This is a genomic window from Pedobacter duraquae (assembly GCF_004362245.1).
Lineage (GTDB): Bacteria > Bacteroidota > Bacteroidia > Sphingobacteriales > Sphingobacteriaceae > Pedobacter > Pedobacter duraquae.
In genome coordinates, this window is the sequence record NZ_SNWM01000003.1 from 609,991 (window position 1) to 624,274 (window position 14,284).

General features: G+C 40.8%; 13 protein-coding genes. 11 read left to right on the forward strand and 2 right to left on the reverse strand.

Annotation, left to right across the window (positions count from 1 at the left end):
- The first annotated feature begins 15 nt into the window (after nucleotides 1-15).
- Together CLV32_RS14175 and CLV32_RS14180 are read left to right on the forward strand one after the other, a co-directional pair.
- On the forward strand, nucleotides 16-1,014 hold the full coding sequence (locus tag CLV32_RS14175) for an NAD(P)H-dependent glycerol-3-phosphate dehydrogenase (RefSeq protein ID WP_133556614.1): 999 nt from the start codon (nucleotides 16-18) through the stop codon (nucleotides 1,012-1,014).
- 43 nt (nucleotides 1,015-1,057) lie between these two features.
- Nucleotides 1,058-1,369: a hypothetical protein gene (locus CLV32_RS14180; protein ID WP_133556616.1), complete on the forward strand. Its 312-nt coding sequence runs from the start codon at nucleotides 1,058-1,060 to the stop codon at nucleotides 1,367-1,369.
- A 51-nt stretch (nucleotides 1,370-1,420) separates the two neighbouring features.
- Here the strand turns inward: CLV32_RS14180 and CLV32_RS14185 are convergent, their stop codons facing one another.
- Both CLV32_RS14185 and CLV32_RS14190 read right to left on the reverse strand, forming a co-directional pair.
- Entirely contained in the window at nucleotides 1,421-3,289 is a 1,869-nt protein-coding gene (locus CLV32_RS14185) for a DEAD/DEAH box helicase (protein WP_133556617.1), read from the reverse strand.
- Nucleotides 3,290-3,403: 114 nt separating this feature from the next.
- Nucleotides 3,404-3,862: a DUF4293 domain-containing protein gene (locus tag CLV32_RS14190; RefSeq protein WP_133556619.1), complete on the reverse strand. Its 459-nt coding sequence runs from the start codon at nucleotides 3,860-3,862 to the stop codon at nucleotides 3,404-3,406.
- An 89-nt stretch (nucleotides 3,863-3,951) separates the two neighbouring features.
- On the opposite strand from CLV32_RS14190, the gene truA reads away from it, so the two are divergent.
- From truA to CLV32_RS14235, 9 genes are all read left to right on the forward strand, one after another.
- Entirely contained in the window at nucleotides 3,952-4,698 is a 747-nt protein-coding gene (gene truA / locus CLV32_RS14195) for a tRNA pseudouridine(38-40) synthase TruA (protein ID WP_133556621.1), read from the forward strand.
- A gap of 1 nt (nucleotide 4,699) precedes the next feature.
- Nucleotides 4,700-6,472: an ABC transporter ATP-binding protein gene (locus CLV32_RS14200; RefSeq protein ID WP_208111010.1), complete on the forward strand. Its 1,773-nt coding sequence runs from the start codon at nucleotides 4,700-4,702 to the stop codon at nucleotides 6,470-6,472.
- 45 nt (nucleotides 6,473-6,517) lie between these two features.
- Complete coding sequence (gene dctA, locus CLV32_RS14205) at nucleotides 6,518-7,792, forward strand: C4-dicarboxylate transporter DctA (RefSeq protein ID WP_133556626.1); 1,275 nt, start codon at nucleotides 6,518-6,520, stop codon at nucleotides 7,790-7,792.
- A gap of 288 nt (nucleotides 7,793-8,080) precedes the next feature.
- Nucleotides 8,081-8,953, forward strand: coding sequence for a succinate--CoA ligase subunit alpha (gene sucD / locus CLV32_RS14210; RefSeq protein ID WP_133556628.1), 873 nt, complete (start codon nucleotides 8,081-8,083; stop codon nucleotides 8,951-8,953).
- 128 nt (nucleotides 8,954-9,081) lie between these two features.
- Nucleotides 9,082-9,567, forward strand: a complete 486-nt coding sequence (locus CLV32_RS14215) for a methionine-R-sulfoxide reductase (RefSeq protein ID WP_133556630.1) — start codon at nucleotides 9,082-9,084, stop codon at nucleotides 9,565-9,567.
- A 125-nt stretch (nucleotides 9,568-9,692) separates the two neighbouring features.
- On the forward strand, nucleotides 9,693-10,070 hold the full coding sequence (locus CLV32_RS14220) for a septal ring lytic transglycosylase RlpA family protein (protein WP_133556632.1): 378 nt from the start codon (nucleotides 9,693-9,695) through the stop codon (nucleotides 10,068-10,070).
- Nucleotides 10,071-10,457: 387 nt separating this feature from the next.
- Nucleotides 10,458-11,435: a ribonucleoside-diphosphate reductase small subunit gene (locus CLV32_RS14225; RefSeq protein ID WP_133556634.1), complete on the forward strand. Its 978-nt coding sequence runs from the start codon at nucleotides 10,458-10,460 to the stop codon at nucleotides 11,433-11,435.
- A 100-nt stretch (nucleotides 11,436-11,535) separates the two neighbouring features.
- Nucleotides 11,536-13,914: a ribonucleoside-diphosphate reductase subunit alpha gene (locus CLV32_RS14230; RefSeq protein WP_133556636.1), complete on the forward strand. Its 2,379-nt coding sequence runs from the start codon at nucleotides 11,536-11,538 to the stop codon at nucleotides 13,912-13,914.
- 131 nt (nucleotides 13,915-14,045) lie between these two features.
- Nucleotides 14,046-14,258 (forward strand): cysteine-rich CWC family protein, encoded by a 213-nt coding sequence (locus CLV32_RS14235; RefSeq protein WP_133556638.1) that lies wholly within the window; start codon nucleotides 14,046-14,048, stop codon nucleotides 14,256-14,258.
- Nucleotides 14,259-14,284: the final 26 nt, after the last annotated feature.

Consider the following 14,284-nt stretch of genomic DNA (forward strand, 5'->3'; position numbering starts at 1 on the left):
TTTTATTTACATACTATGTTACCAAAGGTTGCCATGATTGGTGGGGGTAGTTGGGCTACCGCTATCATTAAGATGCTTTCAGATAATATTAAGGAGAAAGAAATCTATTGGTGGATGCGCAGTACCGAAGCTATTGCCCACATACAAAAGTATCACCATAATCCTAACTATCTTAGTTCGGTAGAGATCAGGTTGCCCGAAAACCATATTTCCGATAATATCAAAGAAATTATTCGTCAGGCGGAATATGTGGTCCTTAATGTACCTGCTGCATTTTTAAAGGAATCACTAGCGGAAGTGACTGCGGAAGATCTCAAAGGAAAAAAGATAGTTTCTGCTATTAAGGGGATTGTACCTGATGAAAATCAAATCATTGGAGAATTTATGCACGACAAGTATCAGATTCCTCTGGAGGATATCCTGGTAATCAGTGGGCCGTGTCATGCTGAAGAAGTGGCATTGGAAAAACTTTCTTATATCACTATTGCATCCATGAATGTGGATACTGCGCAAAACTTTGCGAAGTTGCTTAATACACGCTCCATTAAAACTAATGTTTCTGACGATATATTTGGGACTGAATATGCTGCGGTACTGAAGAATATATATGCTGTTGCGAGCGGAATTTGTCACGGGCTTGGTTATGGAGACAATTTTCAGGCTGTATTGATTTCGAATGCGATCAGGGAGATCAACAGCTTTGTCAACGCTGTACATCCTATTACAAGAGACATTATGGAGTCTGCGTATCTAGGCGATTTACTGGTTACGGCTTATTCGCAGTTTAGCAGAAACAGGACTTTCGGTAATATGATTGGTAAAGGCTACACGGTTAAGTCGGCCCAGCTAGAGATGAATATGGTGGCCGAAGGGTATTATGCTGCACGCTGTATGCATTTTATCAACAAGAAATATAAAGTAGAAATGCCGATTAGCAGGGCGGTGTACGCGATTTTATATGAAAAGCATTCGCCACAAATAGAAATGAGGCTACTTACTGAGCAGTTGAACTAAAACAAATCATTGGTAGGTGATGTTCTTAAGAAAAATCACTACCATGAAAAGAAAATATTTAGGAGGGTTACTTACCCTCGCTATTGCTGCTGTGCTCAGCTTTTCTGCCCAGGCGCAGGAAAAGAAAACAGTAGGACAAAAGATCGATAAAACCGCTACTAGTGTGGGTAATAAAACTGCGGAGGTAGCTGTTAAAGGTGCTTCTAAAATCACCGATAAAACTTACAAGGGTAAGATGGCTCCCAATGGAACAGATGTTTATATTGATGGTAAAAACCGGAAATACTATGTCAATAAAAAAGGTGGGAAAGTTTACCTGAAAGCTTCTCAGATTAAAGACAGGCCAGTAAATTAGGCATAAAAAAAGCTCCCGGATATTCCGGGAGCTTTTTTTATAAGAATCTGTTTACGATCTGCGTCTTCGTTCGCCGGTTCCGCTTCCACCTTCGCGTCTGCCACCACGGTCATCTCTGGATTTACCAGAAAAGTCCCTGAAGCCACCGCCGCTGTTTCCACCTTCACGTCTTGCGCCGCCGCCATAGCTTTTGCGTTCGCCACCACCGTAGCTTTTACGCTCGCCGCCGCCGTATCCGCCACCGCCACTTCTGCGTTCGCCACCGCCACCACCTCTGGTGCTGACAGGAGCATCGCCAGATTTTTCAATCCTAACGCCGCGGTTGTTGAATTCGATACCTTTAAAGTTATTGAACAACGAGTCAACAGTTGCATCCTCAACCTCGAAGAAAGAATAAACACCTTTCAAGTCGATTTTACCAATACTTTTTCCGCTGATTTTACCGTTGTTACAAACAAAAGATAGTAAGTCTCCACGAGTGAAATCATCTACAGAACCCAGGTTAATGAACAGACGGGTATAACCTTCGCTGTTTCTTGAGCCTCTTTCCGGACGGTCTCCGCGCAGACCACGCTCGCCTCTGTCATCTGCCGAAGCATTCAGGTCAGGTGCGTTTTTGTAATATTCCAGGAATCTGTTGAATTCTAAAGAAGCAAATCTTTTGATCACATCTTCTTTTGTTAATTCAGCAAACTCATCCATAATACGTGGGATATATTGTTCAATCTGGCTTTCATTAACTTCAACATTGTGAACTTTATGAACCAAAGAGAATAACTGTTTCTCACATACATCGAATCCTGTAGGCAATTCAGCTTTAGTAAACTGTTTGCCAATAATTCTTTCAATCTGACGAATCTTGCCAATCTCTTTAGAATTGATGATACAAATAGAGATACCAGTTTTACCGGCTCTTCCTGTACGACCACTTCTGTGGGTATAACTTTCAATCTCGTCTGGCAATGAATAGTTAATTACGTGCGTTACGTTATTAACGTCAATACCACGTGCTGCTACGTCAGTTGCAATTAACAACTGCATGTTGCGGTCACGGAAACGTTGCATTACTTTATCTCTTTGTTGTTGAGATAAGTCACCATGCAGAGCATCAGCGTTATAGCCGTCTTTGATCAGGTTTTCTGCGACGTCTTGCGTATCCATTTTAGTTTTACAAAAAACTACAGCAAAGATTTCAGGATTAAAATCTACGATACGTTTAAGGGCAGCATACTTATCTCTTGCACGTACAATGTAGTACTCATGCTCGATATTAACGTTACCAGTGTTTTTTGTTCCCATAGTCAACTCCGTAGGGTTGTCCATGTAGTTTTTAGCTATTCTTCTAACCTCAGGAGGCATAGTAGCAGAGAAAAGCCATGTTTTTTTGTCGTCAGGAGTTGTAGACAAAATATCATTAATGTCTTCCTGGAAGCCCATGTTTAACATTTCATCGGCTTCGTCCAACACAACATATTTCACGTTAGTGAAATCAATTGCCTTACGGCCAATAATGTCTAACATACGACCCGGTGTAGCCACTACAATTTGTACACCGTTTCTAATTTCACGCAACTGTTGCATAATGTTGGCACCACCGTAAACGGCTACCACACTTGCACCAGGGGTGTTTTTTGAGTAATTCTTGATGTCGCTAGCAATCTGTAAACAAAGCTCTCTCGTAGGGCATAAAATCAATGCCTGAGGCTTGTTGCTCTTAAAGTCGATCAATTCAATCAGCGGCAAACCAAATGCGGCTGTCTTTCCTGTTCCTGTTTGGGCCAAACCAACAAAATCGTTATTGCCCTCTAACAAAACAGGAATAGCTTGCTCCTGAATAGGTGTTGGATTTTCGAAACCTAAATCCTTTACAGCATTAACAACGTCATCACTTATCCCCAATAATTTAAATGGGTTATTCATTTTAACTTTTTTAATTAAGCCGCAAAGGTACGCTTATTAATTGGTATTTCCTTGGTAATTAACTAAATAAAAATAAACTACTATCTTGTCTGAATCAGACAATTAAAGAAAAATCTAACGCAACCTGTCGGCCGATCTGATCAGTTGCTCATCTTTATTGATCCCGCGGATGCCTAAGGCCAGGAATATGATCGCCAGAACTGGCAATGCAACGCCTATTTCTACTTTGGCTCCGGCAAGTGCGCCTTCCAGGAGTTGTGCGCTTTGAAATATCCAGAAGCATAGTCCAACGATCAATAAGATGTTAATAGTGGCAATCCGCTTTTGTAGGGTTCTGTTTTTGAAGGCGAAAATATTAATCAATGCAACCAGGGCAGTTGCTATTGTGCCAATAAACAAGCCCATAAAATCTTGTGTTTTTATACTTTTTCCATCCGCTATCTCATAGATGCCTGTAACGAGTAAACTGACCTGGGTGGTACTGTAGGCCTTGCTTACCAGAGGTATGATGATTAAAAGTAACAGACTGATCGCTGCCAGAAAAAACCAGATGGATTGTATGCGTTGTATCATGTTATGAGTAAAAATGTCTTCAAAGATATTAAAAGACAGAAAAACAAGGGCGTTAATATGATAAAAAAGTATTTTTGCAGCCTGTGAGTATGCAACGTTTTTTTATTGAACTATCCTATAACGGCACTGCCTATCATGGCTGGCAAATCCAGCCAAATGCGCTGACTGTTCAGGAATGTCTGGACAAAGCCCTTTCTGTGTATTTCAGACAAGTCGTGCAAACCCTTGGCTGCGGACGTACCGATACCGGTGTACATGCAACGCAGTTTTTTGCACATTTTGATCTGCAAGATATAGAAACGCATCGTGCCGTAGCGGCTATTGGTGGAATTAACGCCCTTTTGCCCTATGACATTGCGGTGAGCAGGATTTTTAAAGTTGCTGATGATGCGCACGCGCGTTTCCATGCAGATTCCAGATCCTATAAATATTATCTGCATCAACATAAAGATCCTTTTAAACTGGATAGGTCCTGGTTGTATAAGGGGCCTTTAAATGTGGTTGCGATGGCGGAAGCTGCAGACATGCTCAAATCATTCACCGATTTCTCCTGTTTCAGTAAATCCAATACACAGACACTCACTAATAACTGCAAAATTACGCGTGCTGATTTCGAGGAAACAGATGGTGGTCTCATTTTTACAATCCAGGCTGACCGTTTCCTGAGGAATATGGTTCGTGCTATTGTGGGTACATTGATTCGTGTGGGTAATGGTGAAATAACACCTGCACAACTGCCTGCCATTATCGAAAGCAAAAATAGGAGTAACGCTGGCCAGTCTGTACCGGCTTGTGGATTATACCTGGTTGAAGTAACTTACCCCTTTGTAAATTAATATGTCGAAAATAACCGGTGACGTCATAAATGTTCATTTGCTCAAAAGAGTTTTGCAATACGTAAAGCCCTATCGTGCCATTTTTATTTACGCCATTGTATTAACGATCTTACTGGCTGTGATTGCGCCCGTCAGACCATTCGTAATCAAGTATACCCTAGACCAATATATTCTTACCGGACAGTACCAGGGTTTATTGAATATGACTATTCTAATGATAGTCTTGCTGATTGTACAGAGTGTGATTCAGTATAGCCATACCTTGCTAACCAACACATTAGGGCAATCTGCAATTAAAGACCTGCGCATCGCGGTGTTTAACCACATCATGTCGCTGCGGTTAAAATATTTTGATAAAACCCCAATAGGGCAACTTATCACACGTACGGTTTCAGATTTGGAAACTATTGCAGACATTTTCTCGGAAGGTCTGATTGTGCTGATTGGAGATATATTGATGGTTATTGTGATCATTGGTGTAATGGTGTATCGCGATTGGGCACTCACGCTGATGGTGCTGTTGCCATTGCCTTTGCTGATGATTGCTACAGCAAAATTTCAAAAGGCCATTAAGTCTGCCTTTCAGGAAATCCGAATTGAAGTATCGAACTTAAATACATTCCTGCAGGAACATATCACCGGAATCTCGATCATCCAATACTTCGCACGGGAAGATCAGGAATATCGTAAGTTTCATAAAATAAACTCACGCTACCGTGATGCCAATATCAGGTCTAACTGGTACTATTCGATATTTTTTCCGGTAGTGGAAATCATTTCGGCGATGTCTATGGGCCTATTGGTATGGTATGGCGCAAAAAGTATTCTCGCGAAGCCATTGGATGTAACGCCAGGTACAATCACGGAGTTCCTGCTATATATCAGCATGCTTTTCAGGCCGATCCGGGAGCTTGCAGATAAATTCAATACACTACAAATGGGAATGGTTGGTGCCGAACGTGTTTTCAAAGTGTTGGATACACAAGAAACTACGACTAATACAGGGGTGCTGGCGCCAGAGTATCTAAATGGTAAAATCTCTTTTCAAAAAGTGTGGTTTGCCTATATCGATCAACAGTATGTGTTAAAAGATCTTTCGTTTGAAGTTGAAAGCGGACAAACCGTAGCGCTAGTAGGGGCAACGGGTGCTGGAAAATCATCAACTATCAATATCTTAAATCGCTTTTATGAAATTCAAAAAGGAACGATTCTGGTAGATGGTGTGCCGATACAAGCGTATGAGTTGAACTTTCTGCGTAAAAATATCGCTACAGTTTTACAGGATGTTTTTTTATTCTCGGATACTATATTTAACAATATCACCCTTAATAATCCATTAATTACAATGGAAGAAGTGGTGGATGCGGCAAAGAAAGTTGGTGCCCATGATTTTATAGAAAGATTGCCGGGAGGATACCAGTATAACGTAATGGAACGCGGGGCGACACTTTCGGCGGGGCAGGCACAATTAATTTCTTTTATCAGAGCGTTGGTATATAATCCCGCTATTCTTGTACTTGATGAAGCAACATCATCTGTAGATACAGAAACGGAGTTGCTAATTCAGAAAGCAATAGATAACCTGATGTCTGGTCGCACCGCCATCGTTATAGCACACAGGTTATCCACAATCCAAAAAGCAGATTTAATCATCGTACTCGATAAGGGGGAGATCATGGAAAAAGGAACCCATCAGGAATTGCTCAAGATGGATGGCTATTATAAAAGACTATATGAACTCCAGTTTAACTCCGGAGGAATAGCTGCAGTGTAGCTTAGTCGAGGATAACATTCCGAAATTATTTGTATCATTAGGGGTATGAAGAAAATTTTCTCTAACCTCACTGTTCAGGTACTGCTGGCAATCACACTCGGTGTAGTTGTTGGTGCCTTCTTTCCCGGCTTTGCACCACATGCGAAATTGATCAGCCAAAGTTTTATTAATATGATCAGTATGCTGATCGCTCCGATCATATTTCTGACCATCGTGTTAGGAATCGCTCATATGGGTGATATGAAAAAAGTAGGTCGCGTAGGAGGCAAAGCTTTGCTGTATTTTGAAATCGTGACTACCCTGGCCATAGGAATCGGGATGGTGGTAGCAAATGTACTGAAGCCTGGTGTTGGTGTGAAGCCTGCCGGCGGTGATGTAGCTAAACTGCAAACCTATACTGACCAGGCGAAAGAGATCAACTGGCTGGAGTTTTTCACTCATATTATTCCTCATAACGTCTTCGCATCTTTTACGGAAGGGAATATTTTGCAGATCTTATTTTTTGCGATCCTCTTTGGCTATGGCCTTAATAAGATGGGCGATAGCGGTCACAGTGTGTTAAGGGGTATGGATAAAGTTAAGAGTGTATTCTTTAACATTATGAAGGCTGTGATGCGACTGGCACCTTTGGGTGCATTTGGAGGGATGGCTTTCAGTGTTGGTACATATGGTATTCATACGCTCCTGCCAATGGCAAAGCTGATGGGCTCAGTTTATCTGACCTGTATCCTTTTTATATTTATCGTTCTGAATGCGATCTGTATTTATTTCAAGTTTAGTTTGTGGAGTTACTTAAAGTTTATCAGACAGGAAATCCTTATTGTGTTGGGCACTTCCTCATCTGAATCGGTATTGCCAAGTATGATGCAGAAAATGGAAAACATTGGCTGTGATAAGTCTGTGGTGGGGCTGGTAATTCCAACAGGTTATTCCTTTAATCTGGATGGTACAGCAATCTACTTGTCTATGGCGGTAATATTCCTGACCCAGGTTTTTGGCATCAACCTATCAATTGGCCAACAGTTGTCGGTCCTAGCAGTCCTGATGGTTACCTCCAAAGGAGCGGCGGGCGTTACCGGCAGTGGTTTCATTGTGCTGGCATCTACACTTACGGCTTTAAAAATAATGCCCGTAGAACATATTGCCATTTTACTTGGGGTGGATCGCTTTATGTCTGAAGCCCGTGCGATTACAAATATGATTGGGAATGGGATCGCAACGATTGTGATAGCAAAAAGTGAAGGTGAATTTGATCAGGAAAAGTACCTGCAAGCGATTAATCCTCAAGCAATCGAACAGGCCGAAGAAGCGCAGCCCTAATTTTTAAATCTTATTGTGTTAATTAAACGCATTGATTTTGTGTAACTTAACGGATAGGTGCGAATAAATCGCGAAAAATATTTTGCGCCTTAAATCTTTTTCCTACATTTGCCTTCGAGAGCGTTAATTTAACGGGGGTAGGTCTACGGATTTATCCCCGTTTCTTTTTGATATCCCTGACCCAATCTTCCTGCTTTTTTTATTTTACGATAAATAGAATTATTGTGGGCATTGCAGTTGACAATGCATTCCAATTAGCTTAGATTTGCAACAAAAAAATATAGATACATGAGTGTTTTAGTAAATAAGGATTCGAAAGTTATAGTTCAGGGTTTTACCGGAAATGAAGGTACATATCATGCTTCTCAGATGATAGAATACGGAACTAACGTAGTTGGCGGTGTAACTCCCGGTAAAGGCGGACAAACTCACTTAGACAGGCCGGTTTTTAATACTGTTAAAGATGCGGTTGATCAGGCGGGTGCTAATGTATCTATCATATTTGTTCCACCAGCTTTTGCTGCTGATGCAATCATGGAAGCTGCAGAAGCAGGTATTAAGGTTATCGTGTGTATTACTGAAGGTATTCCTACAAAGGATATGATTCAGGTTAAAGAATATATTGCTGACAGAGATTGCCGTTTAATCGGTCCTAACTGTCCTGGTATTATCACTGCTGATGAAGCTAAAATTGGTATCATGCCAGGCTTTATCTTCAAAAAAGGAACTGTTGGTGTTGTTTCTAAATCAGGTACCCTGACTTACGAAGCAGTTGATCAGGTTGTGAAAGCAGGTTTGGGTATCACTACAGCTATCGGTATTGGTGGTGATCCGATCATTGGTACAACAACAAAAGAAGCTGTTGAGTTATTGATGAACGATCCTGAAACTGAAGGTATCATCATGATTGGTGAGATCGGTGGTGGTATGGAAGCTGAAGCTGCAAGATGGATTAAAGAAAATGGTACTAAACCAGTTGTTGGTTTCATCGCAGGTCAGACTGCGCCTGCAGGTCGTAGAATGGGACATGCTGGTGCGATTGTTGGTGGTGCTGAAGATACAGCAGCGGCAAAAATGAAAATTATGGCTGAGTGTGGTATCCGCGTTGTGGAAAGTCCAGCAGAAATCGGTGCAGCAATGGCCGAACTTTTAAAGAAATAGTATATCCTTCTTATATTCTATCAGCGGGACCTGTTTACACAGGTCCCGTTTTTTTTTGTCCAATTTACATGACGTAATTATTACGGTGGCGCTAATCCGTAGATCTCCAATAATCCGTATATTGATGTATGAAATTAAATGTCCATAAAGCTTTTGTCTTGGCAGGCCTGTTGTGCCTCACCAACCTTGTTGCCTGTGCGCAGAAACAGGAAAAAGAAATCCAGACTAAAACCACTACTAAAAACCCAAAATGGAACACGCTTACTCAAGAAGAGGCGGATGTGATTGTTAGGAAGGGTACAGAGCGTCCAGGATCAGGAAAGCTCCTTAACAATACTGAAAAGGGTACCTATACCTGTAAAAGATGCAATGCTGCGCTGTATCGCTCAGAATCTAAATTTGAATCTGAATGTGGATGGCCGAGTTTTGATGATGAGATTCCCGGCGCTGTGAAAAGAGTTCCCGATGCCGATGGTTCGCGTACTGAAATCGAGTGTGCTAATTGTGGTGCTCACCTTGGGCACGTGTTTCTGGGGGAAGGATTTACTTCAAAAAACACGAGGAATTGTGTCAATTCAATATCGATGAACTTCGTTCCCGATAAGAAAAAATAAGGCTTTTATAGCCTTTCAAGGCCATTATTCCTATCCTGAAGTAGCTGCTGAAGGCCAGGAATAGTGGTTTTTTGTTTTATAAGAGCTTAGTTTTCTTATCTTTGCAGGCCGTAATAAAGATAACTATGAAATATTGTTTACTGTTACTTAGCCTCTTATTCTCTCTGGCGCTGCATGCACAACAGGATTCTGTCAACACAGAAAACATGCGTACAAAAACTGGTCTAGCCACTTATTATGCTAAGAAGTTTGAAGGCAGGAGAACAACCAGTGGCAAAAAATATCGCGGACATAAGCTGACTGCTGCTCATCTTTCCCTCCCTTTTGGTACTGTGGTTACCGTTAAAAATCTGTCAAACGGCAAGACTGTAGATGTGGTAGTTAACGACCGGGGGCCTTACTCCAAAAGATATATTATCGACCTGTCTGAAAAGGCCGCAAAGAAGCTTGGCTTCTGGAAAATGGGACAGGAAAAAGTAGAAATCAGTTACCATCTCGAATAGTCTGCTGCTTTTATTGACAACTCTTTTATCCACAGTTCAATAAGTAGTAGGCCGGTATATTTATGCCTTTTTCAGTCATCCGGCTAATAGAATACCAAATATTGAGCGTAATGAATGTGTCACTTTAGCAATTGTTTGTTAGTAAAAATGCACAGTTGTTAACAACTTATAGAGACAAATAAATGCCTTAGACTTTATATTTGTTTACATAAAGTTCTTTAATAAACCACACTCATTTTTTCAGTTAAAGGTTTAATATTTAATTATTTAGGATGCTGATGAGTTTTTGAGCTCATTAATCTTTCAGATTAAGTATTGATCTTTTGGCGGCTGTAGTTTGTAAATAAAATCCCTGTTAAATAAATACCCTTAAATAAAAATCACCCTATGCAAGAAGAAGAAGAAGTACTACTTAGAGAAAATAAAGACCGCTTTGTTCTATTGCCTATTAAGTATCCCGAAATCTGGGATATGTATAAGAAAAGCGAAGCAAGTTTCTGGACCGCTGAAGAGATCGATCTTTCGGACGACCAGAAGCATTGGGACAATCTGAATAGCGGAGAAAGACATTTTATTTCTCATATTCTGGCTTTCTTTTCGGCAAGTGATGGTATCGTAAATGAAAATCTTGCGGTTAATTTCATGAGTGAGGTACAGCTTCCTGAAGCCAGGTGTTTTTATGGTTTCCAGATCATGATGGAAAATATCCATTCTGAAACTTATGCGCTTTTGATCGATACGTATATCAAAGATCCTGAAGAAAAAGACAGACTATTCCACGCGATAGAAACAGTACCCTGCGTAAAGAGAAAAGCAGAGTGGGCTTTGCGTTGGATTGATAACGGTAACTTTGCCGAAAGATTGGTTGCCTTTGCTGCGGTAGAAGGGATTTTCTTTAGCGGCAGTTTCTGTTCTATTTTCTGGTTAAAGAAACGTGGATTGATGCCCGGTTTAACCTTTAGCAATGAATTGATATCTAGAGACGAAGGCTCGCATTGCGAATTCGCCTGTCTGCTGTATAAAATGTTGAAAAACAGATTAAGTGAAGAAGCTGTACATGGGATCATTAGAGATGCTGTAGAAATTGAGAAAGAATTTGTTACAGATGCATTGCCGGTGGCATTAATCGGTATGAATGCAAAACTGATGTCTCAGTATATCGAATTTGTAGCCGATAGATGGTTGGATGAACTAGGTTATTCTAAGATCTATCACGCGACAAATCCGTTCGATTTTATGGAAATGATCTCCCTGCAGGGAAAAACCAACTTCTTTGAAAAACGTGTTGGTGACTATCAAAAAAGTGGTGTGTTGACCTCTGCGGAGGACAAAGCATCAGCTTTTTCACTAGATGATGACTTCTAAACCAGCTTTAAACAGCGCAATTAAAATAATTATTAACCGGTTCGTCTGATACCTGGTACGTGTACCCAACCACCAGCGAATCCATAAATACCTGAAAAATATGTTTGTAGAAAAAAGAGACGGCCGCAAAGAAGCAGTGCGGTTTGATAAGATCACTGCCAGGATCGAAAAATTATGTTATGGCTTCAACGCCGAATTGGTTGATCCCATAGATGTAGCTAAAAAGGTGATCGAAGGTTTGTATGATGGTGTAACTACCTCTGAACTGGATAGCCTTGCAGCAGAAACGGCAGCATCTCTAACAACAAAACATCCGGATTATGCACTTCTGGCTTCCAGAATAGCGGTGTCCAACCTCCATAAAAATACAGTAAAGTCTTTTTCAAAAACAATGGAGAAGTTATATCTGTATGTTGATCCTAAAACAGGAAAATCTGCATCATTGATCGCTGAAGACGTTTGGGCTGTTATTGAAGAGCATGCTGATTTATTAGATAGTACAATTATTTACGACAGAGATTTTGGATTTGACTATTTCGGTTTCAAAACACTGGAAAAATCTTATTTGTTAAAAGTAAACGGTGAGATCGTAGAACGCCCACAGCATTTATACATGCGTGTTGCCGTTGGGATCCACAAAAATGATATTGATAGTGTAATTGCTTCTTATAACCTGATGAGCGAGCGTTGGTTTACACACGGTACACCAACGTTATTTAACGCTGGTACCCCAAAACCACAAATGTCGTCATGCTTCCTGCTGACTATGCAGGATGATAGTATCGAAGGTATTTATGATACGTTGAAGCAAACTGCTAAAATCTCACAAAGTGCTGGTGGCATCGGATTGAGTATTCACAATGTAAGAGCTACAGGTGCTTATATTAGTGGTACAAATGGTACCAGTAACGGGATAGTGCCAATGCTAAAAGTGTTTAACGATACTGCCCGTTATGTCGATCAGGGTGGAGGTAAACGTAAAGGTGCTTTTGCTATCTATCTGGAGCCTTGGCATGCTGATGTATTTGCTTTCCTTGATTTGCGCAAGAATCACGGTAAGGAAGAAATGCGTGCACGTGATTTGTTCTATGCTTTATGGATCTGCGATCTGTTTATGCAACGTGTAGAAGATAACGGTGATTGGAGTTTGTTCAGTCCTGATGAAGCACCTGGACTAGCTGATTGCTGGGGACCTGAATTCAATGCCCTATATGAGCGTTACGAAAAAGAAGGCCGCGCGCGTAAAACCATCAAAGCTCAGGAGTTATGGTTTGCCATTCTGGATTCACAAATCGAAACAGGAACGCCTTATTTGTTATATAAAGATGCAGCAAACGGTAAGTCAAACCAACAAAACTTAGGCACAATTAAAAGCTCTAACCTATGTACTGAGATCATGGAGTATTCATCTAAGGATGAGGTGGCTGTATGTAACTTAGCTTCACTGGCTCTTCCAAGGTTTGTTGTTAACGGAGAATTTGATCACCAGAAATTATATGAGGTAACGTATCAGGCTACCTTAAATCTGAATAAGGTAATTGATTATAACTATTATCCTATTGAAGAAGCAAGGTATTCAAACATGCGTCACAGACCAGTAGGATTGGGTGTACAAGGGTTGGCTGATGCCTTCATACTGATGCGTCTTCCTTTTGAAAGTGAAGGTGCAAAAGAGTTGAACAAAGAGATTTTTGAAACGATCTACTTTGCTGCAATGACTGCTTCACACGATTTAGCAGTTAAGGATGGGGCTTACGAAACTTTTAAAGGTTCGCCACTTTCTGAAGGTAAATTCCAGTTTGACCTGTGGAATGTTACACCGTCAAGCAACCGTTGGGATTGGGAAACTTTACGTGCAAAAGTAGTCAAAGATGGCGTACGTAACTCTTTATTGGTTGCGCCTATGCCTACGGCTTCTACGTCGCAGATTCTTGGTAATAATGAATGCTTTGAGCCATATACTTCTAATATCTATACAAGAAGGGTATTAAGTGGTGAGTTTGTAGTTGTTAACAAACATCTGTTGAAAGATCTTGTTGCCTTGGGTCTATGGACTCCGGCTATGAAAGACAGAATTATTCTGGCCAACGGATCTGTTCAGGATATTGCTGAGATCCCGGATTTCATCAAAGAATTATACAAAACAGTGTGGGAAATTAAAATGCGCAGCATCATTGATATGGCAGCGGATAGGGGTGCCTATATCTGCCAATCGCAGTCGCTCAACCTGTTTATCAACGCGCCTAATACTTCTAAACTAACATCAATGCATTTCTATGCATGGAAAAAAGGTTTAAAAACCGGTATGTATTACCTGCGTACACAAGCCGCTTCTCAGGCTGTTAAATTTACAGTAGAGAATCAGGCAGGTAAAAATATGGAGCCAGTTATCCCGGCACATATTGAGCAGAGTGCAGAGGAAATTGTAGAAGGTCCGGTATGCAGCATGGAAGAAGGTTGCATTAGCTGTTCTGGCTAATAAACCGCTCCACCTAAAAGATACAGCCGTCTCATAGCAAATATGAGACGGCTTTTTTGTTATTGGTACCCTTTTGTCATATTTATTGACCGATATTATTCGTTAATTATACATGACGTATCTTTGTAGAAATGACTAAACACGAAGTTATACCTTGTGAGCGCTGCAACACACGCATAGAATGTAAGGCCAATGCCTATACCAAGTGCCAATGTAGTGTTGTGCAGCTAAGTATTAACGAAGTGCAATACATCAGTGAACTTTACGATGGCTGTTTGTGTGCCAAATGTCTATTCGAACTACAGCACGAATACCAGGATCAGCTGGCAAGCACATCGATTTAACTAAAAAGCAGGTACAGATATTTTTT